Below are 23,019 nucleotides of genomic sequence, written 5' to 3' on the forward strand. Positions count from 1 at the left end.
TTCCTTCGGACCGCCTTCCAGCGGGCCCTCCGGGCGCTTCGTTCTTTCGTGTTTCCAGCTTACCAGATGTTTTCCGCTCCGTTTTCCGGGGCTTCATTCATCCGATTCCCGCTGGCGGGATTTCCTGCGAACTTCGTTCCGAAGCCTATCAAAGCTTCCGGAGTGTTCCGTCCGTGGGATTTGCTTCATCAAGAGGACGCGCATTTCGTGAAATGCACTCGCCTCGATTTCGGCGGTGTCGCAGACACTAACGCCCGGACCCGACCGTTGTCCAGTCAGACCCAACCGTTCAAACCTACTAGCCCACCCTCACCACGTCAATGGTTTGGTCGGGATGCGAGAAGACTAGCAGGTCAGCGGCCTGTTGATCACATCGGCTCAGGCCGCGACGGGCTGCAGGTCCGCCCGATCGGCCGCGTCCACATCGCCGAACTCTCCGCTCGCCGCGGCCTTTCGGCCCAGCACCAGGGCATAGAGGAGGAAGGCCGCCTCCGCCAGCACGCCGATGGAAATGCGCGCCCAGGTCGGCAGGCCGGACGGGGTCACGAAGGCTTCGAGCACACCGGACACCGCCAGCACCGTGGCCAGGCCGATCGCCATGCCGACGATCGCGCGGCCCTGTTCCGCCAGCGCCACCGTGCGGGTGCGCGGTCCGGGGTCGATGACCGTCCAGCCGAGGCGCAGGCCGAGGCCGCCGGCCACGAAGACCGCGGTCAGCTCCAGCAGACCGTGCGGGACGAGCAGGCCGAGGAAGATGTCGAGCCGCCCGGCCGAGGCCATCAGCCCGACGCCGACGCCGAGGTTGACGACGTTGGTCCACATCACCAGGAGCACCGGAATACCCAGGGCGATCCCGAAGATCAGGCACTGCACGGCGACCCAGGCGTTGTTCGTCCAGACCTGGGCGGCGAAGGAGCTGGCCGGCCGGTCCGAGTAGTAGGCCTCGTACTGTCCGCCGGGGCGGGTCATCTCCTGGAGGTGCTCAGGGGCGATGAGGCTGTTGCGGACCTCGGGGTGGGTGGCCATCCACCAGGCCAGCAGCACGGTGGCGACCATCGACACGACCGCCACCGGCACCCACCAGCGACGCGTGCGGTACAGCGCGGCCGGGAAGCTCACCGTGTAGTAGCGGGCGACGTCCTGCCAGCCGTTGCTGCGGGCGCCGGTCACCGTGCTGCGGGCCCGCGAGACCAGGCCGGTCAGCCGGCCGACCAGGGCCGGGTCCGGCGCGGCGGCCTGGACCTTGGCGAGGTGGCCGGTGGCGCGCTGGTAGAGGGTGACCAGCTCGTCGGCCTCCTCACCACTGAGTCGGCGCCTGCGGGCGAGGGCGTCCAGCCGGGCCCACTCCCCCTGGTGGGTGGCGACGAAGACGTCCAGGTCCATTCGGCGGCTCCATGGTCGGCGATGGCGCGGGGCACGCGTGCGCGGTCGGTGCACGTGCGCGGTCGGGCAGGTACGTACGGACACGTGGGGGCCCAGCATGCCAGGAGCGGTCTCCGCCCCGGCCGTCGGGATCTCACTTCCCGTGCGCCCACCGGGCGCCGTATGTTTGCGGCTGCGGATCAGACTGCGGAGCGCGGGCAGTGGGGGCCGATCCGACTGCACTCCCTCCTCCCGCACGAGCGTGAACGGACAGGTGTCTTGAGCGACCTGGTGACGGGTGAGGCGGTCGTCCTCGACCTGCAGACTGCGAAGCTTCCGAGCAGGGCGCTGGCGATCGTGCTCGACCTGCTCATCGAGTTCGCCGCCCTGTTCCTCTCCACCCTGGTGATGTCGGTCGCGCTGTCCGACCTCGACAGCGCGGCGCTGGCGGCCACGATGCTCGGCATGACGGTGTTCTACCTGGTCGCCCTGCCGGTGATGATCGAGACCCTCAGCCACGGCCGTTCGGTCGGCAAGGCCGCGCTCGGCCTCCGGGTGGTGCGCACCGACGGCGGGCCGGTCCGGTTCCGGCACTCGCTGGTGCGCGGGCTGGTGGGCTTCTTCGAGCTGATCGCGATAACCGGCGCCCCGGCCGTGATCACGTCCGCGCTGAACCCGGACGGCAAGCGGCTGGGCGACATCTTCGCGGGGACGGTCGTGGTCCGGGAGCGCACCTCGGGCGGGGCCGCCCAGACCGCCCCGCTGCCGCCGGTGCACCCCCAGCTGCTGCACGACATGGGTCGCGAGCTGGTCGCGATGGACCTCTCCGCGGTGCCCGAGCCGCTCTGGCTCGCGATCCGCCAACTGCTCAGCAGGATCGGCCAGTTGGACCAGGCTGTGGCGTTCCGGATGTCCTCCGGACTGGCCGCCGACCTGTCCGCCCGGATCGGGCACCCGGTACCGCAGGGCCTGCACCCGGCCGCCTACCTGGGCGCGGTGCTCACCGAGCGCCAGCGCCGGGAGTGGATGCGCGCCCAGCAGCGGTTCGCGACGGCCGCCCCCGCGCCGATGCCCACCCCGGTCCCCGTGACTCCGGCCCCGAGCCCGGTCCCCGCGGCCCCGGCTCCGACCCCGCCCGTCGCCCCGGCCGCCCCCACGCCGCCCTCCTTCGACAAGCCCGTCGCCCCGGTCACCCCCACGCCGCCCTCCTTCGACAAGCCCGCCGCCCCCATCACCCCCGCCCCCGACGCCGGCTTCGCCCCGCCCGCCTGAGCCCGGGACCCGGCGGGTCCGGAACCCCGCGCCCCGCGCTACTCCTCCCCCACCACCGGCCAGGAGTTCGGCGGCGACGCCAGTTCCTCCAGCTCGACCCCCGCCGCCGCCAGCACCACGTCCCCCGCCAGGTGCACGACCTGCTGCTCCCCCGTCTCCAGGTCCGCCACCTGGTACCGCTCGACCAGCAGCGGCCCCGAGTCCGTCCCGTGGGTGTCCACACCCTCCAGCAGCCAGCCCTGGTCGAAGGTGCGCGGCGCCAGCACCGGTTCGGTGAACGCCACCAACCGCACCCGCGCGCTCGCCCCCTCCCGCAGCCGCAGCATCCGGGCGGTGGCGACCAGGAAGCCCGGCGAGCGCCCGGTGAAGCCGTGCGCCCGGTCGTGCCCCTCCGCCGCGTGCTCGCCGCCCGGGTCGGCCGCGTCGGTGCGGACCCAGGCCACCCCGTCCACCGCACCGCCGCGCACCTGCCAGCCACCGGCCCGCAGTTCCATCCGCAGCGGCCGGGCCCGCGAGTCAAGCGTCAGGTCGACGCTGCCGATCACCCGGCCGTCCGGCGCGTAGGTCTTGGAGACGTACCGCCAGCCGGCCGCCCCGGGCGCGCAGCTGAAGCGCTCCTCGCCGAGCAGCAGGTGGTCATGGGTGTCATGGAGCGAGTACCGGCCGTTGGGCATGCCCGAAGCCTACGCAGGAAGCCTCCCGTGCAACGTTCCGGGCCACCGCCCGCATCAGAGGGTCGGACGGCGCGGGAGACGCCGTCCGACCTGCGAGAGCGGAACGACGAAGGGGGGTGCGGATGGCGAAGCCGACGCGCGACGCGGAGTTCACGGAGTACGTGGCCTCCAGGGGCGGCTGGCTGCGCAAGGTCGCCTATCTGCTGTGCGGGGACTGGCACCGGGCCGACGACCTGGTGCAGGAGACGATCACCAAGCTGTACGTGCACTGGTCGAAGGCGAGCCGGGCGGACAACCTGGACGGCTACGCCCGCCGGACGCTCGTCAACACCTTCCTCGCCGAGCAGCGCACCGCCTGGTGGCGCCGCACGGTCAGGACCGACGTCGACCCGGAGAGCGCGGTCGCGGCCCTCGACCTGGACGCCTCGCTCGACCTGCGCCGGGCCCTGGCGGCCCTGCCGCCCCGGCAGCGGGCCACCGTCGTCCTGCGCTTCTACTGCGACCTGTCGATCGACCAGGCCGCCGAGGCCCTGGGCTGCTCCTCGGGCAACGTGAAGAGCCAGAGCTCACGGGCCCTGGAGGCGCTGCGCCGCAGTCTCGTTCCCGTCCCGACGACCGTGGAGAGGACCCGATGAGCGATCTCGAGAACGCCGAACTCATCTTCCAGCTACGGGACTTGGCCGATGGACCGGCCCCGCCGCCGGCCTTCGACGCCGGCAGCTCGATCGCCCGGGCCCGGCAGCGGGTCCGCACTCGGCAGCGGGCCGCGATCGGCACGGCGGCCCTGGCGACGGCGGCCCTGGTCACGACCGGGCTCCTGCTGGAGCCCACCGGCAGCGCGGCTCCCGTCCTCCCTCCGGCCGCCACCGCGAGCCCGGCGCCGACCGGACCGGTGCGGCCCGCCCTGCTGACCGCCGAGGTCGAGTTCGGCTGGCTGCCCGACTGGGTCGACGGCGAGCGAGGCGTCAGCTACGCCTCCGGTGAGCACGGCACCCTCGCCTTCGCCACTCAGCCGGGCGAGTCCGGCCACCTCCTCCGGGTCTCGCTGCTCCCGGCCGGCCGGGAGCCGGCCCTCGCCACGACCCCGGGGCAGGAGCAGGCGAAGGTCCCGGCCGCCCCCGTCGGCGGCCGTTCGGCCTTCTGGGCCGTCCACCCGACCGCCCCGGCCTTCGACAGCGGCACCCGGGTCCTGTACTGGCAGACCGCGTCCGGCCGGTGGGCGGAGCTCACCGCGTCCGGCGGTCGCATGGCCGACTTCACGGACGCGCTGATGCTCCGGGTCGCCTCCGGTGTCAGGACCGGCGAGCGGGGCGTCCCGCTGCCGTTCCGGCTGTCCGGACTGCCCGATCTCGCGCGGGCGACCGACGCCGTCCTGCACCGCCCGGCCGGTTCGCTGCCCTGGGCGGCGGGCGTCGTCCTCGCGGTCGGCGAGCGGACCGTCGACATCGAGGTGGCACCGCAGGGCGACCTGCCCTACGGGAGGATCCGGAAGAGCTGCCGGGTCGAGCAGGGGCTGCAGATCTGCGCCTCGACGACGACCGAGGACCTGCCGGTGGCCGACCGCTTCGGCGGGCTGGCGGGCCTGACGGCCCTGGTGCACGTCACCGGCGCGGACGAGAGCACCTGGACGACCGACAACCTCCGCTGACCCCGGAACGCGCCGGTGGCCGGCACCCCGCCCAGGGGTGCCGGCCACCGGTGTCACAGCGTCACCGCATCAGTAGCGGTACTGCTCCGACTTGTACGGGCCCTCGACCGGAACGCCGATGTAGTCGGCCTGGTCCTGGCTCAGGGTGGTCAGCTTCACGCCCAGCGCGTCGAGGTGCAGGCGGGCGACCTTCTCGTCCAGGTGCTTCGGGAGCACGTAGACGCCGATCGGGTACTGCTCGGTCTTCGTGAACAGCTCGATCTGGGCGATCGTCTGGTTCGCGAAGGAGTTGGACATCACGAACGACGGGTGGCCGGTCGCGTTGCCCAGGTTCAGCAGGCGGCCCTCGGAGAGCACGATGATGGTGCGGCCGTCGGCCTTGCGCCACTCGTGGACCTGCGGCTTGACCTCGGTCTTCACGACGCCGTCGAGCTTGGCCAGGCCGGCCATGTCGATCTCGTTGTCGAAGTGGCCGATGTTGCCCACGATGGCCTGGTGCTTCATCCGGGCCATGTGCGAGGCCATGATGATGTCCTTGTTGCCCGTGGTCGTGATGAAGATGTCGGCGATCTCGACGACGTCCTCCAGGGTGGCGACCTGGTAGCCGTCCATCGCCGCCTGGAGCGCGCAGATCGGGTCGATCTCGGTGACGATGACGCGGGCGCCCTGGCCGCGCAGCGACTCGGCGCAGCCCTTGCCGACGTCGCCGTAGCCGCAGACGACGGCGACCTTGCCGCCGATCAGGACGTCGGTGGCGCGGTTGATGCCGTCGATCAGCGAGTGGCGGCAGCCGTACTTGTTGTCGAACTTCGACTTGGTGACCGAGTCGTTGACGTTGATCGCCGGGAACAGCAGCTGGCCGTCACGGTGCATCTCGTACAGGCGGTGGACACCGGTGGTGGTCTCCTCGGTCACGCCCTTGATCGTGGCCGCGAGCTCGGTCCACTTGTTCGGGGTGTCCTTGAGGGTGCGGTTGAGCACCTCGAGGATGATCCGGAACTCGTCGTTGTCCGCGGTGGACGGGTCCGGGGCGGCACCGGCCTTCTCGAACTCGACGCCCTTGTGGATCAGCAGGGTGGCGTCGCCGCCGTCGTCCAGGATCATGTTCGGGGTCTTGCCGTCGGGCCAGGTGAGCGCCTGCTCGGTGCACCACCAGTACTCCTCCAGGGTCTCGCCCTTCCAGGCGAAGACCGGCACGCCCTGCGGGTTCTCCGGGGTGCCCTCCGGGCCGACGGCGATGGCGGCGGCCGCGTGGTCCTGGGTGGAGAAGATGTTGCAGGAGCACCAGCGGACCTCGGCACCGAGCGCCGTCAGGGTCTCGATCAGCACCGCGGTCTGGATGGTCATGTGCAGCGAGCCGGTGATCCGGGCACCGGCCAGCGGCTGCGACTCGGCGTACTCGGCGCGGATGGACATCAGGCCGGGCATCTCGTGCTCGGCCAGCTGGATCTCCTTGCGGCCGAACGGCGCCAGGGAAAGGTCGGCGACCTTGAAGTCACCGGTGTTGTCGGTCGACATGCGTCTGCTCCTCGCTGATGGGGTGGGGCACGGCCAAAGGTCCGGATGTGCGGTGCGCATGGCGGGCCGTACGGGTGCACGGCTACGCCGGGGCAAGCTGGTCCCGTGGTGCGGACCGGTACCCCACTGCGCAGCACAAACCGTCGGAGGACCTCTCTCCCTCGACCGGGGCGCACCCTACGGGCGCGGACCGCCGATCGACCGCCATCAGCAGCGACGTTCTGGCTCTGGTGACGAATCTACACCGGCGGCCCCACCGGCCGTCCGCCGATGACGGATTTCGGTCGGGGACCCGAGCGCCGCTCCACCGGCTCCGGAGTCCGGCGCCGGGCCGCACGCCGGACGGCCCCTCAGCGCGCCGGGCCGGGCGGGGAACAGCCGCTCAGCGCGCCGGGCCCGGCCCGGGACCGCCCGGGGTGGCGGCCGGGTCCTCGCCCGCGGCGGCCTTCTCGGCGCTGTAGACGTCCGGCTCCAGATAGATCGCCCGGGCGATCGGGACGGCGGCCCGGACCCGTTCCTCGGCCTCGTCGATGGCCCGCGCCACCCGGGCGGCGCTGTCCTCCGCGTTGACGGCGATCTTCGCGGCGACCAGCAGTTCCTCCGGGCCGAGGTGCAGGGTGCGCATGTGGATCACCCCGGTGACCGACTCGCCGTCCACCAGCGCGTCCCGGATCCGGCGCACCGAGTCCCGGTCGGCGGACTCGCCGAGCAGCAGCGACTTGGTCTCCAGCGCGAGGACCACGGCGATCAGCACCAGCAGCACCCCGATGCCCAGGGTGCCGACGCCGTCCCAGACGCCGTTCCCGGTGACCACGGTGAGCGAGACGCCGATCAGCGCGAGCACCAGGCCGACCAGCGCTCCGGTGTCCTCCAGCAGCACCACCGGCAGCTCCGGCGCCTTGGCGGTGCGGATGAACTGCACCCAGCCCCGGCCGCCCTTGGCCTTGGCGGACTCGCGCAGCGCGGTCAGGAAGGACCAGCCCTCCATCCCGACGGCGAAGACCAGCACGCCCACGGCCCAGCCCCAGGAGTCCAGCGGTTCGGGGTGGTTGACCTTGTGCCAGCCCTCGTAGACCGCGAACAGCCCGCCGACGCTGAACAGCACGATCGCCACCAGGAAGCCGTAGACGTAGCGCTCGCGCCCGTACCCGAACGGGTGCTCCTCGTCCGCCGCCCGGCGCGCCCGCCGGCCGCCGATCAGCAGCAGCACCTGGTTGCCGGAGTCGGCCACCGAGTGCACACCCTCGGCCAGCATCGAGGAGGAGCCGGTGAAGCCGAAGGCGGTGAACTTGGCCACCGCGATCGCCAGGTTCGCGGACAGTGCCGCGACGAGTGCCTTCGTCCCGCCCTCAGTGCTCATCCGCCCGCCTCACCGCGCTCGTTCCGCTCACCCCTGCGGGGAGCTCCCTCCTCCGGGGCGTCCCCTCGTGCCGGGAGTTCCCTCGTACGGGGAGCTCCCTCCTCCGGAGAACGCTAACGGCAAGGTGCTCAGGACTGCGCGGCGGCGAGCCCCAGGTAGACGGCGGCGAAGTCGGTCAGCGCGATCAGGTCGGCCAGCGCGTGCAGCGGGTCAGGGACGGTGCTCGCGTACTCGGTCAGCCGGACGTCGTGGGCGGCGGCGAGCCGGTGCGCGCGGTTCGCCCCGAAGCTGCGCGGGCGCTCGTCGTCCTCGGTCACCTCGGCGGGGCCGTCCTGCTCCCCCTCCCCCGCGGTACCGGGGACGTGCCGCAGCAGCAGCACCTGGAGGTGCAGCGGGTCCGGCTCCTCGACCCGGTCGCGGAAGAAGTCGTCCGGGTCCGCGCCCGCGCCCAACTGGCCGGTGAACATGCCGCGGTGGGCGGTGAGCACCTGCGGCAGCGACCCGGCCAGCGCCGGGCGGCCGGCCCGGTCGGCGAGTTGGAGGGCGAAGCGGGTGGCGGCGGCCCCGGCGATCGGGCCCTCGGCCCACAGCAGCGGGACCGTCCCGGCCAGCCGGGCGGCCAGGCCCTTCGCCGGGTTGGTGTACGCGGCGGCGTCCGGGCGGCAGCGCACGGCGGCGGCGTCCAGCAGGTCGGCGACGGCGGGCAGCGCGTCGTACGGCAGCTGGGTGAGGCCGAGCTTCTGGGTGAGCGCCAGCAGCGGGGTCAGGTGGGACCAGAGCGCGGCCGGGTCCTCGGCTGGCAGGTCCGGCTCGGCGGCCGGCTCGGCGGGCCGGCCCTCGTCGGGCAGCGCCCCGGCGACGAAGGGCAGCGGCAGGGCGCGCACCTGCAGTGCGGCCTCGGCCAGCGGGCTGCCGGCCGGGGCGGTGACCACGATCGCGCAGCCGCGCGCGTAGGCCTGCTCGGCGAGGCCGATCAGGCCCGGTTCCCCGCCGTCGGCGGAGCTGACCACCAGCAGGTCGAGCGGGCCGGCCCAGCCGGGCAGCTGCCAGCCGAGTCCGGCGGTGAGGACCGGCGGGGCACCGGCCCGGTCGACGCGCGGGGCGACGGCCTCGGTCGGCGGCAGCGGGGTGATCAGGGTGGCGGAGCCGGCCAGCGCGGCGAGGATCTCGGCCGCGGTCAGGGCGCTGCCGTGCCCGGCGACCAGGACGGTGCGCGGTCGGCCGTCCGGGCGCAGCCGGTCGAGGCCGGCCGCGTCGGACTGCCGCAGCGCGGTACGGACCCGTGCCCCGGCGCCGGCCAGGGCCAGCAGGGCGCGGTCGCGGTCGGCGCGCTGGAGGGCGGCCGGGTCGTCGAGCAGGGTGTCGTCGAGCATGCGGCGGGCCTCCGGCTGTCCTGTGGTCGGCGGGCGCGGGTGGGGCGTGCGGCCCCAACAGGATCAGGCCGGGCGGCGCGCCTCGTCCACCAGCAGGACCGGAATGCCCTCGCGGACCGGGTACGCGAGGCCGCAGTCCGCGCCGGTGCAGAGCAGTTCGGGCTGCTCCTCGGTGCCGCCCTCGACGAGCGCGGCCCGGCACTGCGGGCAGACCAGGATCTCCAGCAGGAAGGATTCGAGCTTCATGGGGCTCTCCAGAGTTCGGGGGTGGCACGGAGGTGCCCCGGCCGATAGGCAACCCTACCGGCCGGGGCACCGGGGCCCGCGGTCAGGCGCAGACGATCGGCCCGGGCGGTCGGGCCGGACGACCGGCGACGGTCAGGCGCGGACGATCGCGAGCACGCCGTCGCGCAGCTCGGCCATCTTCGCCGGGTCCTTGGCCTCGACGTTGAGGCGCAGCAGCGGCTCGGTGTTGGAGGCGCGCAGGTTGAACCACCAGTCCGGGCCGGCCACGGTGAGGCCGTCCAGCTCGTCGACGGTGGTGCCCTCCGACCCCGCGTAGGCGGCGCGGACGGCGGCGGTGCTGGCGGCCTGGTCGGCGACGGTGCTGTTGATCTCGCCGGAGGCGGCGTACCGGTCGTACTCGGCGGTCAGGGCGGAGAGCGTGCCCGGCTGCCCGCCGAGCGCGGCCAGCACGTGCAGCGCGGCCAGCATGCCGGTGTCGGCGCGCCAGAAGTCGCGGAAGTAGTAGTGCGCGGAGTGCTCGCCGCCGAACACGGCGTCGGTGACGGCCATCTCCTGCTTGATGAAGGAGTGGCCGACCCGGGTGCGCACCGGGGTGGCGCCGAGCTCGCGGACCACCTCGGGGACGGTCCAGGAGGTGATCAGGTTGTGGATGATCGTCGGCTCGGCCTCGCCGGCGGCCTGGGCGCGGGCGATCTCGCGGGCGGCGACCAGCGCGGTGATCGCGGACGGGGAGACCGGCTCGCCGCGCTCGTCGACGACGAAGCAGCGGTCGGCGTCGCCGTCGAAGGCCAGGCCGAGGTCGGCGCCGACCTCGCGGACCTTGGCCTGGAGGTCGACCAGGTTCTTCGGGTCGAGCGGGTTGGCCTCGTGGTTGGGGAAGGTGCCGTCCAGCTCGAAGTACATCGGGACGAGCTCGATCGGCAGGCCGTCGAAGACGGTCGGCACGGTGTGGCCGCCCATGCCGTTGCCGGCGTCCACGGCGACCTTCAGCGGGCGGATCGCGGTGAGGTCGACCAGGCCCAGCAGGTGGTCGGCGTAGCCGCGCAGGGTCTCCTGCGCGGAGAGCGCACCGGGCTTCACGTCCTTGGCCGGAACGGTGACGGTGTCGTCCTCGCCGGTCCAGGACTCGACCAGCTCGCGGATCTCGGACAGGCCGGTGTCCTGGCCGACCGGGGCGGCGCCGGCCCGGCAGAGCTTGATGCCGTTGTACTGGGCCGGGTTGTGGCTGGCGGTGAACATCGCGCCGGGCAGGTCGAGCTTGCCGCTGGCGTAGTAGAGCTGGTCGGTCGAGCAGAGGCCGATCTCGACCACGTCGGCGCCGTAGGCCGCCGCGCCCTCGGCGAAGGCCCGGCTCAGCGACGGCGAGGAGGGGCGCATGTCGTGCCCGACCACGATCGCGGACGCGCCGGTGACCTGCACGAACGCGGCGCCGAAGGCCCGGGACAGGCTCTCGTCCCACTGGTCCGGGACGACACCTCGGACGTCGTACGCCTTCACGAGCTGCTTGAGGTCGCGCACTGCGGCTCCACCCTGGTTCTGTGCTGATCGATACGTCGGGCCACCCCGCCCGTCCGGTCGACGGGGCGCGGTGGGTCAGACGGGCAGCGTACCCGGGCCGGGCGAACTCGCCGTGCCGGGTGAGGGGCGGGGGCCCGGATCAGTTGTCGGGCGAGCGCAGCACCCGGAGGTGGCCGCGGCGGCCGCCCTCGGTGGAATCGGCCTCGGGGCCCCGGCCCTGACGGGGGGTCTGCGGGCGGGCGGCCTCGCGGACGGCGTTGGCCAGGGCCTCCAGGTCGTCGCTGCTGCGGCGCAGCGGCCCGGCCTCGGCGGCGAGCCGGACGACCTCCCAGCCGCGCGGGGCGGTCAGCCGCTCGGCGTGCTCGGCGCACAGGTCGTAGCAGTGCGGCTCGGCGTAGGTGGCGAGCGGGCCCAGGACGGCGGTGGAGTCCGCGTAGACGTACGTCAGCGTCGCGACGGCCGGTCGGCCGCACGCGGTCCGCGAACAACGACGTACAGAGCTCACGAAGGTGGACGGTACCGCACTCCCCGCCGGGGAGCGAAGACCGCCTGCCCGACGGGGGTGCCGTGTCGTGCTCCGCCGCCCCGCCCGCGGCCCCCGGCGCGCCGCCCGGCTCCCGCCGTCCGGCTCGCTCCGGCGGTTCGGGCACGCGCCGCCGCCCCGGCGATTCCCCCGTCGGAGTGGTCCACTTCCGACCCGCCAAGGACTACTCTCGGCAGTGATATGGACAGCTCCGCACCGCAGTCATCGACAGGGCCCTCGCGCCGCCCGCGGCACCGCGACCGGCACGGCAGGGGGCTGCGCGGCCCGCTGGCGCCGCCCCAGGTGCCGATCTCGCTCACCCGCTCCGAACTGTTCGACGACTACGTGCGCGAGTCGGTGGAGCGGTTGGAGCGGCGGTGGCCGCAGCTGATCGAGGTGGAGTTCGCCGTGCAGGAGGTTCCGCTGCACGAGGCGGACGGCTCCGACACCGAGGACGGCGTGCCGCTGGGCCGGGTGCTGCCGGGTCAGAAGGGGCGCAAGAGCCAGATCGTGGTGTACCGGCGGCCGGTGGAGATCCGGGCGAAGACCCGGGAGGACCGGGCGGCGCTGGTGCACGAGATCCTGATCGAGCAGGTGGCCGAGCTGCTCGGCCTGTCACCGGACGCGATCGACCCGCGCTACGACGAGGAGTGACCCCGGGCCCCTGACGCCGAGTCCCCCGGGGCCCCGCGGGGCCCCGGGAGCACGGTCAGCGCAGGACGACGCCCGGGTCCTGGGCGGCCCGCGGGACCTGGACGGTGCTGCGGTCGTCGCGCAACGCCTGGACGGTGAACATCGGCACGTCCTTGGTGGGGATCGAGAGCATCCGGGCGGCGACCACCGGGCCGCCGGACTCGGTCTCCACGGTGAGCGCGAAGGTGCCGTTCAGCCCGGCGGGCTCCGGAGCCGGGATGGCGACGGTGCCGCCGGCCGGGACCTGCACCTCCTTGGTCGCCGGGGTGCCGCCGCCGCTGCCCGCCGAAGCGGTGACCTTGACGGTGGCGGCGTCACCGCTGGAGGTCAGGAACAGCGTGGAGGCGCCGGCCCGGTTGTCGGCGACGGTGGCGCGGGCGCCGACCGGGGCGCTGCCGCTGAGCCAGGCCGCGTCGCTCTTGCCGTTGCCCCCGGTGCGGTCGACCCGCAGGCCGGCCACGATCCGGGTGGGGTGCTTGTCGTCGCTGGGCGAGAGCCGCAGTCCGGCGACCTCGTCGCGGGTGACCTTGCCGAGGTCGACGGCGGCGACCATGCCCGCCTTGACGTGGATCGTCTCGTTGCCGGCCGGGGTGAACCAGCCGTTCTTGCCGGAGAGCTGGATCTTCAGGTCGGCGTCGTCCTCCGGCGGCGCCCAGACCACCAGGTGGGCCGCGGAGGTGTCGGCGGGCAGGCCGGCCATCACCTGGGTGGGGGCCGGGTCGGCCGAGGCCGGGATCCAGTCGGCGCCCTTGTTGCCGTCGGCGGCGTGCAGCGCGGCGCCGATCCGGCCGGAGCGCACCACCACGTTCACCGCGAGGTCGGTGACGGCGCCCTTGCTGAGGGTCGACAGCAGGACGGACTGCGAGCTGCCCGGGGCGACGGTGATGCCGTTGGCGGCGTCGTTGTCGATCAGGCCCTTGTCGCCGTACAGCTTGATGTCGACCACGGCGGCCGAGGACTCGGGGTTGACCAGGCTGAGGTAGTCGACCCGGTCACCGGCCGTACTGGCCCCGGCGAACCAGAAGTTGGTGCTCTCCGGGGTGCAGGTGAGACCGGACAGGCCCATGCCGCGCTGCTCGGTGACCACGGTGGTCTGGGAGACGGTGAAGCCGGGGGCGAGCGCGCCGTTGGCGACGGCCCCGAGGCCGGGCGCGTTGTCGCCGTTGCTCGCCGGGCCGGTGACCGGGGTGCCGGGCTTGGTGACGGTCAGCTTGGCGTCGGCGGGCGCCGCGTTCTTGTCCGGGGCCGGGGTGGCCGGCGCGGCGGGGTTCGGCGCCGCCGTCGGCGATCCGGACTGCGCCGGGGCCGAGGGGGCCGCGCTCGGCGGGACGGCCGGGGCGGACTCCTCGGAGAGCCAGCCGGCGCCGCCGGTGGCGGAGCCGGTGCCGGGCGGGGTGTAGGCGGTGAGCGTGGTGGAGCCGGTCAGGCCCTGGAACGGCTGGGGGCAGACCGCCGCGGTCCGCTCGACCTGGGCGGTGCTCGGGGCGGCACCGCCGTCCGCCGCGGCCGGGTTCGCCGGGGGGCGCACCTCGGCGATCCCGAACACCGCGGCCAGCACCACGGCCGCGGCGAGCAGGGACTGGGTGGTCTTCCCCGCGGAGCGGCCGGGGATCCGCACCGCCGGGCGGTCGGCCTCGGCGGCCCCGGCCGGCTCGGTGCCGCCGGCGGCACCGGCGGGCTCGAAGGGCTCCTCGGCCCCGGCGCCGGACTTCTTCCTGAAAGCGGGCTTCCTCATCGCGGGTCAGCTCCCCGATCCGTGCTGGTGCGGACGGTGGTCCCCAGCGGAGTGGCCGGTGCCGCCCGGGTCGTTGGGGTCGTAGTACGGCTCGCCCTGCTGCTGGCCGGGCAGCCAGGCCTGCTGGGGCTGACCGGGCTGCTGCTGGTAGGGGTCGTAGCCGTACTGCTCCTGCGGGTACTGCTCGTAGCCCTGCTCCCCGTAGCCCTGCTGCGGGTAGCCCTGCTGCTGGTGCCCGTCGTAGCCCTGGCCGCCGTAGCCCTGCCCGTCGTACCCCTGGCCGCCGTACGGCGCGGCGGCCGGCTGCTGGGCGGCGTACTGGTCGTAGCTGTACGGGTCGGCCTGCTGGTACGTCTGGTACGGGTCGGTGTACGGCTCGGCCTCCTGGACGGCGGCCGCCGCCTGGACGGCCTCGGTCACCGGCTCGCCGGCCGGCTGCGCGGGGATCGCGCCCGGCCGGCCCTCGTAGACGCCGGGCTCCTCGGCGCCGGGCTCGCCGCCCTCGCCGCGCTCGGCCATCCGGCGGGCCCGGCGGCTGCCGGGGGCGGGGGCCTGCGCCTGGGCGGCGGCGGCCAGCGCGGCGGCGGCCACCACCTCCTCGGGCAGGTCGTCGTCCTTGTGGCTGCGGCGGCCGGGCAGGGCCAGCACCAGGATGGTGAGGCCGAGCAGCACCTGGGCCCAGATCCAGCCGGTGTGGGCGAGGCCGCCCTCCCGGGTGACGCTCAGCTTGCCGCCGGCGGCCGGGAGCTTGAAGCCCTGTGCCCAGCCGTCGACCGTGACGGACTCCAGGGCGGTGCCGCCGACCGTGGCCTTCCACTCGGGGGCGGCGGACTCGGCGAGCCGCAGCACCCGGCCGTCCGGGCCGGCCGGCACGGTGGCGGTGAGGTCACGGGCCCCGGACGGGACGACCACCGGGTTGGCCCCCGGGGCGGTGATCACCGCGCGCACCGCGGGGGCGCCGTTGACCTGCCAGAGCGCGGCGTCGCGGTCCTGGTTGGCCTTGACCAGGCCGGGGGTGGCGTCCAGGACGTCCTTGAAGGCGTCGACGGCCTGACGCTCGACCAGCACGTAGGCGATGCCGTAGCCGGCCAGGGCGTTCGCCTGGTCGGCGCCGGAGCCGGCCAGCAGGCTGCCGACCATCTTGTTCAGGCCGTCCTGGGTGCCGGTGGCCGGGTCGACGGTGGACTCCGCCTGGCCGAGGGTCAGCCCGGCGCCGCGCACCACGGTGTAGCGGACGGCGCCCTTCTGGCCGGTGACCACGAGGGTGCGGGACCGGTCGCTGGTGCCGGCCTCCTCGGCGATGAAGGCGGGCACCTGGCCGCTCTGGGCCCGCTGCAGCGGGCCGCCGGCGCCGGTCAGCGCCCACCACAGGCCGGTGCCCAGCGGGGCCAGCACGGCGGCGGCCACCACCAGGGCGGCCACCGGCTGGCGCCAGCCGAAGGCGATCCCGGCGACGCGGGCGTTGGCGCCGTCGGCGCCGATCGCGGCGGCGGCGAGCAGGGCGATCCCGGCGATCAGGGTGGCCGGGCCGGCCCAGGCGGGCACCGGCTGGCCGCCGGAGGCGGGGGTGACGGAGGTGCCCGCCACCGCGACCGCGAAGACCAGGCCGGCCCCGGCGGCGCCCCAGGCGGCGAGCACCGCGCGTCGGCGGTCGGCGCGCAGCAGCGCGGCCAGCGCGGCCAGCACCACACCGGTGGACAGCCAGACCGGCGGCACCCCGGCGCCGCCGGGGTTGACCAGCAGCAGGCCGGCCGCACTCGCCCCGGCACCGTGCAGACCGGGCAGACCGGCCTCCAGCAGCAGCCACTGCGGGTGCGAGAGCACCGACAGCGACCAGGGGGCGAGCACCACGACCGGCACCGCGAGGATCACCAGGACGCGCAGGCCGAGCAGTCGCAGGGCCGCCCCGCCGGAGCTGAAGGCGCCGCCGCGCAGCACCGCGAGGAGCAGCACGGCCAGGCACAGCGGTACCGCGAGCGCCCAGGTCAGCGGGACGAAGGCGGTGGCCAGGGTGAGCAGCAGGACGGTCATCCAGACCGGCCGCCAGCCCGGGCGGGCGCCCTTGGCGGCGCTCTCCTGGCGGATGCCGAGGCCGGCCGCGATGGCGGCGGCGCGGGCCAGCGGCGGCAGCAGCACGGCGAGGACGGCGGTGCCGATCCGGCCCTGGGCGAGCGCGCCGGTCGCGGCGGGCAGCAGCGCGTAGGTGGCGCTGGCCCAGGCGCGGACCAGCTTGGAGTCCAGCAGCGGGCGGGAGACCAGGTAGGCGCTGACCGCGGCGAGCGGGACGGTGAGCACGACCAGCAGGGTGAGCGCGAGGTCGGCGTGGCCGAACAGCAGCCAGGAGAGCACCGCGAGCACGCCGAGGTACGGCGGTGCGGCGGCGGCGGAGCCGGTGCCGACCGGGTGCCAGGCGTCGGCGTACATCGCCCACAGGCCGCCCGCGCCGTCGGAGGCGGGCAGCAGGGCGCCGCCGAACAGCTCGCCGCTGCCGAACAGGCTGCGGCAGGCGATCAGGGCGAACACCAGCAGTGCGGCGAACAGCACCGGCGCGGGGCGCCGGGCCAGCTTCTTGAGCAGGGCGAACTGCTCGACGACCAGGTCCTCGCCGTCCTCGTCGCCGCCCGCCTCGACCGAGCCGTGCCGGCTGCCGGAGTCGTCGCCGCCCCCTATCCCGAGCGAGCCGATCACGCCCTCGACGGCGAGCCGGGTGGTCGCGCCGGGGGCCGGGAAGAGCGTGCGGTCGTCCAGGGCGTCCGCCGCGCGGGTCCGGGCGCGCTGTTTGCGGGCGGCCAACAGCCTTGGGAAGCGGACGAGTTCGTGGCCGAGGCCGGCCAGTTCGTCGACCGCCTGGCGCGGGTCCTTGCCGAGCAGGTTGGTGACGGCCCGGACCAGCGTGCCGAGCACCAGGCGCAGCAGCACGTACGGGAAGAGCGCGCCCTTGCAGTTGGTGAGCAGGGTGTAGACCGCGCCGGCCTTGTCCACCCGGTGCGGGTGGGAGGCGCCGCAGTCGATCGCCCGGCGCTCGCGGCTGGCCGCCTCGGCGTGCCGCAGCACGGCGTCGGGGGCGATCACCACGCGGTGGCCGGCGGCGTTGACCCGCCAGCAGAAGTCGGTGTCGTCCCGCATCAGCGGGAGGGCCCGGTCGAAGCCGCCGAGCTCCTCGAAGACGTCCCGGCGCACCAGCATGCCCGCGCTGGACACGGAGAGCACCGGGCGGACCTGGTCGTGCTGGCCCTGGTCCTGCTCGCGGCGGTCCAGGCCGGTCCAGCGGCGGCCGGAGCGGGCGATGGTGACGCCGACCTCCAGCAGTTGCCGACGGTCGTACCAGCTGCGCAGCTTGGGGCCGACCACGGCGGCGCTCGGGGTGGAGTCGGCGACCTGGAGCAGCCGGCGCAGCGCGTCGGTCTGCGGTTCGCAGTCGTCGTGCAGCAGCCAGAGCCACTCGACCGGCTGGGTCTCGCGCGGGCCGCCGCGGCCGAGGTCGTCCTCCTGGGAGAGCGGGTCGCCGAAGTCGTCCCAGCCGCCGGTGACCGGGTCGTAGCCGGAGGGGTCGAGCCGGTACGGGAGGTCCTCGGGACGCAGCGGCGGGCTGCCCGCCACGGCCTCGGCGACGGCGGTGCCGAAGCCGGCCCGGCGGCCGAGCACCAGCGGGCCGCTCTCGGGCAGCCAGTCGGCCAGGGTGTCGGCGAGCAGCTGCGGGGAGGTGTCGGTGGATCCGGTGTCGACCGCGAGGATCCGCTGGACCTGGCGGTCCTGGCCGAGCAGGCCGGCCAGGGCCTGCGGCAGCCAGCGGGCGCCGTCGTGCGAGACGATCACCGCGGTGACCAGGTGACGCGGGTAGGCGGGCGGCCTGGCAGCGGTGAAGCCGCTCTGGTGGCTGTAGACGGTCATCGAGTGCGCGGGCCCCAGTTCTCGGTGGACACAGCCGGTGAACGGCAACCGGATGGCGCACCACACTAACGGCTCCGGATGGCCGCCTCGTGCCCGGTGCCGGTGCGGAGACCGTGAAGAAGGGGCCCGGGACCGGCGGGAACGCCCCGGGCGGGGCGGGCGGCCCGGGGCGGGCGGGCGGCCCGGGAACACGAAAGCGCCCCACCGTCGCGGTGAGGCGCTCGTACAGCTGTGTGGCCGTCCGCCGTTGGCGGAGGGTCAGCGGGTCGGGGCGCTCCGCCCCGGTCAGACCGCGCTCTTCTTGAGCCGGCGGCGCTCGCGCTCGGAGAGGCCGCCCCAGATGCCGAAGCGCTCGTCATTGGCGAGGGCGTACTCCAGGCACTCCGAGCGGACCTCGCAGGCGAGGCAGACCTTCTTGGCCTCGCGGGTCGAGCCGCCCTTCTCGGGGAAGAAGGACTCGGGGTCGGTCTGGGCGCACAACGCGCGCTCCTGCCAGCCGAGTTCCTCCTCTTCCTCCGCGATGCCGTCCCCGATCAACAGCTCAAAGAGCTCGCTCATGTGGCGCGCCTCCTCTGCCCCTACTTGGCGTCCCCGTGGTTGCCGTTGCCTCGTGCGGCTGACGACACGAGTGAAATTACAGTTGCGTCACTCTGGCCCAGTCAAGCCGAGCTCTGGTATTGGGGCCGGGATTCACTCCCTGGCACCAAGCCGTTACGAATAGTGTACATATCCGGACACATCGGACCTTCAGCCCGAAAGCCTCGGATGGCGTCGAAACGCCCGCAACCATTCGTGGGATGACGCTCGGTCACCGTCACAGGCCGGTCATCGGCCTGCCTTCCCGGCGATCTTCCCATCGAAACATAGAGAGTGATGAATCACCCCATCCGGGATGGATCCGGACCTAACCCACTCGAATGCCGCATCCATCGGTTTGACACCGACCCCACGGATGCGATGTCCTTTCTTCCATGTCAGAGTTCTCCAGCCCCCGGAGCGGTTCCACGCTCCGTCGTGCCGTGAACTCCTGTTGTCGCCTCTGTTCCTGCTGTATCTAGGCGCCCGCGTCCCACCGCGCGCCGCCACCAGGAAGCACAGAGGCCGCCCGCGACTCCCGCCCCAGGACATCCCGGATCCGGCTGCTCCCCGACCAGCCGACCCATCCGAGGACGACTCCCGTGCGCATGATCCGCATCCGCAAGCGGAACCGCGACCGCAACAAGCTCGCCCGCCGTGGCTCCGCCCCCGCCGCCCGCTGGGCGGACGGCCTCAGCGACGTCTCCATCGCGGGCGACCCGCTCGCCTTCCCGCACCTGGCCCGCACCGACCTGCCCGGCCATCCCACCACCGTCGCCGAGTACGCCCGGCTGGTGCGCGAGATCGCCGCCGACCGCGCCCGCTGGGAGCCGCTGGTCCGCTACGACGCGCTCACCCGCTGGTACGCCCGGCTGGAGACCGGCCCCGGCTACGAGGTCTGGCTGCTCAGCTGGCTGCCCGGCCAGAGCAGCGGCTTCCACGACCACGGCGCGTCCTCCGGCGTCATGACCGTCGTCCGGGGCGAGCTGATCGAGCGTTCCCTCGGCCACAGCGGCGAGGAGGCCCGCACCCTGCGCCCCGGCAGCCGGCGGGTGTTCTCCTCCGGCTACCTCCACGAGGTGGTCAACGGCGCGCTCGAACCCGCCGTCTCCATCCACCTCTACACCCCGGGCCTGACCGAGATGAACCAGTACGGCACCGCCGGCGCCGTCCCGGAGCAGCACCCGCAGGCCCCCGCGCAGCGGCCCTGAAGGCGGGCTGACGGGCAGTCCGACCGTGGCAGGATGACCCCATGCGCATCGTGGCACTGGCAGGCGGAATCGGCGGGGCGCGCTTTCTGCGCGGGCTCCTCGCGGCGGTCGGACCGCAGGACGAGATCACCGTCATCGGCAACACCGGCGACGACATCCACCTCTACGGCCTCAAGGTCTGTCCCGACCTCGACACCGTGATGTACACCCTCGGCGGCGGCATCCACGAGGAGCAGGGCTGGGGCCGGACCGACGAGACCTGGTCGATCAAGGCCGAGATGAAGGAGTACGGCGTCGGCCCCGAGTGGTTCGGGCTCGGCGACCGGGACTTCGCCACCCACCTCGTCCGCAGCCAGATGCTCACCGCCGGGTACAGCCTCAGCCAGGTCACCGAGGCGCTGTGCGTGCGCTGGCAGCCGGGCGTGCGGCTGCTGCCGATGAGCGACGACCGGGTCGAGACCCACGTGCGGATCACCGACGAGCAGGGCACCCGGGCGATCCACTTCCAGGAGTACTGGGTCAGGCTGCACGCCGCCGTCGACGCCGAGGCGATCATCCCGGTCGGCGCGGACACCGCCAAGCCGGCGCCCGGCGTGCTGGAGGCCCTCGCCGAGGCCGACGTCATCCTCTTCCCGCCGTCCAACCCGGTCGTCTCGATCGGCACCATCCTCGCCGTCCCCGGCATCCGGGAGGCCGTCGCCGCCGCCCCGGCGCCGGTGGTCGGGCTCTCCCCGATCATCGGCGGGGCGCCGGTGCGGGGCATGGCCGACAAGGTGCTCGCCGCCGTCGGCGTCGAGGCCACCGCCGAGGCGGTCGCGCTGAACTACGGCCCCGCGCTCCTGGACGGCTGGCTGGTGGACACCGCGGACGACGCCGCCGTGGCCGCCGTCGAGGCCGCCGGGATCGCCTGCCGGGCCGTCCCGCTGCTGATGACCGACGTCGAGGCCACCGCCGCGATGGCCCGGGCCGCGCTGGACCTCGCCGAGCAGGTGCGGAAGTGACGCTGACCGTCCTCGGGGTCGAGGGGCTGCCGGAGATCGAGGCCGGGGCCGACCTCGCCGGCCTGATCGCCAAGGCCGGGACGTACCTGGACGGCGACATCGTGGTGGTCACCTCGAAGGTCGTCAGCAAGGCCGAGGGCCGGCTGCTGCACGCCGCCGACCGCGAGGCCGCGATCGACGCCGAGACCGTCCGGGTGGTCGCCCGGCGCGGGCCCGCCCGGATCGTGGAGAACCGCAACGGCTTCGTGATGGCCGCCGCCGGCGTCGACGCCTCCAACACCGCCCCCGGCACCGTGCTGCTGCTGCCCGAGGACCCGGACGCCTCCGCCCGCGCGCTGCGCGCCCGGCTCCAGGAGCTCACCGGCCGCCGGCTCGCCGTCATCGTCACCGACACCTTCGGACGGCCCTGGCGCAACGGGCTCACCGATGTGGCGATCGGCGCCGCCGGACTCTCCGTCCTGGAGGACCACCGGGGCCGCACCGACAGCCACGGCAACGAGCTGTCGATCACCGTCACCGCCACTGCCGACGAACTCGCCGCCGCCGCCGACCTGGTCAAGGGCAAGGCCACCGGTGTCCCGGTGGCCGTCGTGCGCGGGTTCGGCCACCTCGTCACCGCCGAGGACGGCGCCGGCACCCGGCCGCTGGTGCGGCCCGCCGAGAACGACATGTTCCGGCTCGGCACCTCCGAGGCGCTGCGCCAGGCCGTCACCCTGCGGCGCACCGTCCGCTCCTTCACCGACGTCCCGGTCGACCCGGCCGCCGTCCGGCGCGCGGTGGCCGCCGCCATCACGGCGCCGGCCCCGCACCACACCACGCCGTGGCGCTTCGTCCTGCTGGAGTCCGCCGACACCCGCACCCGGCTGCTCGACGCCATGCTCGCCGCCTGGCGGCGCGACCTGCGCGAGCTCGACGGCTGGGACGACGCCCGGATCGCCCGCCGCACCGCCCGCGGCGACGTGCTGCGCAACGCCCCGTACCTGGTGGTGCCCTGCCTGGTGACGGACGGCTCGCACGACTACCCGGACCCGCGCCGGGCCGCCGCCGAACGGGAGATGTTCACCGTCGCGGCCGGCGCCGCCGTGCAGAACCTGCTGGTCGCCCTGACCGGCGAGGGCTACGGCTCCGCCTGGGTGTCCTCCACGATGTTCTGCCGCGACACCGTCCGCGCCGCCCTGGACCTGCCCGACCACTGGGACCCGATGGGCGCCGTCGCCGTCGGCCGCCCCGCCGAACTCCCGCCGGAACGCCTGGACCGCAACGCCGAGGCCTTCATCACCGTGCGGTAGCGGCGCAGCGCTCCTCCGCCTCCGGGGCCAGGAGTCCGCCCTCCGCTGCCCGGATGTCCAGGTCGTCGGCCACGGTTCGGGCGTGGGCAGCGCGCGCCGCAGCGGGTTCCGGTCAGCGTCGACGGTGGTCGTTGGGGGCCAGCCGGGGGCCGTAGCGGGGGGCATGGGCGCCGGTGGCCAGGAGGAGGCGGCAGAGCCGGTGGCGGTGGGGGCGGTAGGGCTCCAGCAGGGCGAGCATCTGGGCGTCGTCGCTGCGCGGGCGGCCGGCCAGCGCCCAGCCGACCAGGTCGGGGAGGTGGAAGTCCCCGACCGAGACCGCGTCCGGGTCGCCGTTGCTGCGCTGGAGGGTCTCGGCGGCCGTCCAGATGCCGACGCCCGGGACGGCCGTCAGCCGGGCAAAAGCCTCCTCGTGGCCCATCGCCGAGGCCTCCTCCAGGCGCGGGGCCAGCCGCACCGCGCGCTGCACGGTGGCCGAGCGCTTGGGGTCGACCCCGGCCCGGTGCCACTCCCAGCTCGGGACCATCGCCCACTCGCGGGCCGACGGCGCCACCCGCATGCCCTCGGCCGGGCCCGGCGCCGGGGTGCCGAAGTCCCGCAGCAGGGTGCGCCAGGCACGGTAGGCCTCGTCGGTGGTGACCTTCTGCTCCAGGACCGCCGGGACGAGGGACTCCAGGACCAGCCCGGTCCGGGTCAGCCGCACCCCAGCCGTACGGCGCTGGGCGTCCCGCAGCGGCCCGGGCGGCAGGACCAGCTCCTCCGGGTGGTCCTGCGCGCCCAGCAGCACCGGCAGCCGCTCCAGCAGCCACGCCGCCCCCGGCCCCCAGGCGCTCGCCTCCACCTCGCCCGCGCCGGGACGCGGGAGCACCCGCAGGGTGCCGGGCCCGGCCGGGGTCCGGGAGGCGCGCCAGACGGCGCCGTCGCCGGTGGTGCGGTAGGAGGGGTCGGCGGGGCCCCGGCGCAGCGGCAGCAGGGTCCGCGCCACGTCGAGCGGGAAGCCCGGCCGCCAGCGCCGTACCGCCTCGCTTCCGCCCGTCACCGCCGTCGCCTCCTGTGCCGTCCGTGCCGCCGGTGCTGCCTGTGCCGCCCGGGGCCATGAACGATACGCGGGGGCCGGGCGGAGCCGGAAAGC

19 protein-coding genes are annotated in these 23,019 nt (G+C 74.4%); 7 read left to right on the forward strand and 12 right to left on the reverse strand.

The annotated features are described in order from the left end of the window. Window positions 1–378: 378 nt before the first annotated feature. Window positions 379–1,383: a stage II sporulation protein M gene (locus AB0O91_RS38400; RefSeq protein ID WP_363443338.1), complete on the reverse strand. Its 1,005-nt coding sequence runs from the start codon at window positions 1,381–1,383 to the stop codon at window positions 379–381. A gap of 258 nt (window positions 1,384–1,641) precedes the next feature. Here AB0O91_RS38400 and AB0O91_RS38405 point away from each other — a divergent pair, with 258 nt between their 5' ends. Next, on the forward strand, window positions 1,642–2,634 hold the full coding sequence (locus AB0O91_RS38405; protein WP_363443340.1) for an RDD family protein: 993 nt from the start codon (window positions 1,642–1,644) through the stop codon (window positions 2,632–2,634). 38 nt (window positions 2,635–2,672) lie between these two features. Here AB0O91_RS38405 and AB0O91_RS38410 read toward each other — a convergent pair whose 3' ends face one another. Then, window positions 2,673–3,308 (reverse strand): hypothetical protein, encoded by a 636-nt coding sequence (locus AB0O91_RS38410; RefSeq protein WP_363443342.1) that lies wholly within the window; start codon window positions 3,306–3,308, stop codon window positions 2,673–2,675. Between the two features lie 122 nt (window positions 3,309–3,430). Between AB0O91_RS38410 and AB0O91_RS38415 the strand changes: the two genes are divergently transcribed. Both AB0O91_RS38415 and AB0O91_RS38420 read left to right on the forward strand, forming a co-directional pair. Then, the gene (locus AB0O91_RS38415; RefSeq protein WP_363443344.1) at window positions 3,431–3,943 is read left to right on the forward strand and encodes a SigE family RNA polymerase sigma factor; all 513 of its coding nucleotides are present in this window, start codon (window positions 3,431–3,433) and stop codon (window positions 3,941–3,943) included. Next, complete coding sequence (locus AB0O91_RS38420; protein ID WP_363443346.1) at window positions 3,940–4,956, forward strand: hypothetical protein; 1,017 nt, start codon at window positions 3,940–3,942, stop codon at window positions 4,954–4,956. The genes AB0O91_RS38415 and AB0O91_RS38420 overlap by 4 nt, the downstream gene beginning before the upstream one ends. Window positions 4,957–5,025: 69 nt before the next feature. Here the strand turns inward: AB0O91_RS38420 and ahcY are convergent, their stop codons facing one another. The 6 genes from ahcY to AB0O91_RS38450 form a co-directional block, all read right to left on the reverse strand. Beyond that, entirely contained in the window at window positions 5,026–6,474 is a 1,449-nt protein-coding gene (ahcY, locus tag AB0O91_RS38425) for an adenosylhomocysteinase (RefSeq protein ID WP_363443348.1), read from the reverse strand. A gap of 382 nt (window positions 6,475–6,856) precedes the next feature. Continuing rightward, window positions 6,857–7,834 (reverse strand): cation diffusion facilitator family transporter, encoded by a 978-nt coding sequence (locus AB0O91_RS38430; RefSeq protein ID WP_363443350.1) that lies wholly within the window; start codon window positions 7,832–7,834, stop codon window positions 6,857–6,859. 128 nt (window positions 7,835–7,962) lie between these two features. Further along, a complete protein-coding gene (locus AB0O91_RS38435; RefSeq protein ID WP_363443352.1) occupies window positions 7,963–9,207 on the reverse strand; it encodes an SIS domain-containing protein in 1,245 nt (414 codons plus the stop codon). Between the two features lie 63 nt (window positions 9,208–9,270). Further along, window positions 9,271–9,453: a Trm112 family protein gene (locus tag AB0O91_RS38440; RefSeq protein WP_350509615.1), complete on the reverse strand. Its 183-nt coding sequence runs from the start codon at window positions 9,451–9,453 to the stop codon at window positions 9,271–9,273. A gap of 132 nt (window positions 9,454–9,585) precedes the next feature. Continuing rightward, entirely contained in the window at window positions 9,586–10,971 is a 1,386-nt protein-coding gene (locus AB0O91_RS38445) for a phosphomannomutase/phosphoglucomutase (protein ID WP_363443354.1), read from the reverse strand. A 139-nt stretch (window positions 10,972–11,110) separates the two neighbouring features. Continuing rightward, entirely contained in the window at window positions 11,111–11,476 is a 366-nt protein-coding gene (locus AB0O91_RS38450) for a DUF3499 domain-containing protein (RefSeq protein ID WP_363443356.1), read from the reverse strand. A gap of 219 nt (window positions 11,477–11,695) precedes the next feature. On the opposite strand from AB0O91_RS38450, the gene AB0O91_RS38455 reads away from it, so the two are divergent. Continuing rightward, window positions 11,696–12,148, forward strand: a complete 453-nt coding sequence (locus AB0O91_RS38455; protein WP_363443358.1) for a metallopeptidase family protein — start codon at window positions 11,696–11,698, stop codon at window positions 12,146–12,148. A gap of 55 nt (window positions 12,149–12,203) precedes the next feature. Here the strand turns inward: AB0O91_RS38455 and AB0O91_RS38460 are convergent, their stop codons facing one another. The 3 genes from AB0O91_RS38460 to AB0O91_RS38470 all read right to left on the reverse strand — a co-directional run bounded on the left by AB0O91_RS38460 (window position 12,204) and on the right by AB0O91_RS38470 (window position 18,371). Next, on the reverse strand, window positions 12,204–13,922 hold the full coding sequence (locus AB0O91_RS38460; protein ID WP_363443360.1) for a DUF5719 family protein: 1,719 nt from the start codon (window positions 13,920–13,922) through the stop codon (window positions 12,204–12,206). Window positions 13,923–13,928: 6 nt separating this feature from the next. Then, entirely contained in the window at window positions 13,929–17,813 is a 3,885-nt protein-coding gene (locus AB0O91_RS38465; RefSeq protein ID WP_363443362.1) for a glycosyltransferase family 2 protein, read from the reverse strand. A gap of 285 nt (window positions 17,814–18,098) precedes the next feature. Next, window positions 18,099–18,371, reverse strand: a complete 273-nt coding sequence (locus tag AB0O91_RS38470) for a WhiB family transcriptional regulator (RefSeq protein WP_063349134.1) — start codon at window positions 18,369–18,371, stop codon at window positions 18,099–18,101. A gap of 620 nt (window positions 18,372–18,991) precedes the next feature. Between AB0O91_RS38470 and AB0O91_RS38475 the strand changes: the two genes are divergently transcribed. The 3 genes from AB0O91_RS38475 to AB0O91_RS38485 are packed head-to-tail and all read left to right on the forward strand — an operon-like array spanning window position 18,992 to window position 21,890. Next, window positions 18,992–19,600 (forward strand): cysteine dioxygenase family protein, encoded by a 609-nt coding sequence (locus AB0O91_RS38475; protein ID WP_363443364.1) that lies wholly within the window; start codon window positions 18,992–18,994, stop codon window positions 19,598–19,600. Window positions 19,601–19,641: 41 nt separating this feature from the next. After that, window positions 19,642–20,601, forward strand: coding sequence for a 2-phospho-L-lactate transferase (gene cofD / locus AB0O91_RS38480; protein WP_363443366.1), 960 nt, complete (start codon window positions 19,642–19,644; stop codon window positions 20,599–20,601). After that, window positions 20,598–21,890: a coenzyme F420-0:L-glutamate ligase gene (locus tag AB0O91_RS38485; protein ID WP_363443368.1), complete on the forward strand. Its 1,293-nt coding sequence runs from the start codon at window positions 20,598–20,600 to the stop codon at window positions 21,888–21,890. The genes cofD and AB0O91_RS38485 overlap by 4 nt, the downstream gene beginning before the upstream one ends. Window positions 21,891–22,002: 112 nt before the next feature. Here the strand turns inward: AB0O91_RS38485 and AB0O91_RS38490 are convergent, their stop codons facing one another. Continuing rightward, window positions 22,003–22,926: a DNA-3-methyladenine glycosylase 2 family protein gene (locus AB0O91_RS38490; RefSeq protein WP_363443370.1), complete on the reverse strand. Its 924-nt coding sequence runs from the start codon at window positions 22,924–22,926 to the stop codon at window positions 22,003–22,005. Window positions 22,927–23,019: the final 93 nt, after the last annotated feature.

Origin of the sequence: Kitasatospora sp. NPDC089797 (genome assembly GCF_040684795.1) — a bacterium.
In the GTDB taxonomy this organism is placed as follows: domain Bacteria; phylum Actinomycetota; class Actinomycetes; order Streptomycetales; family Streptomycetaceae; genus Kitasatospora.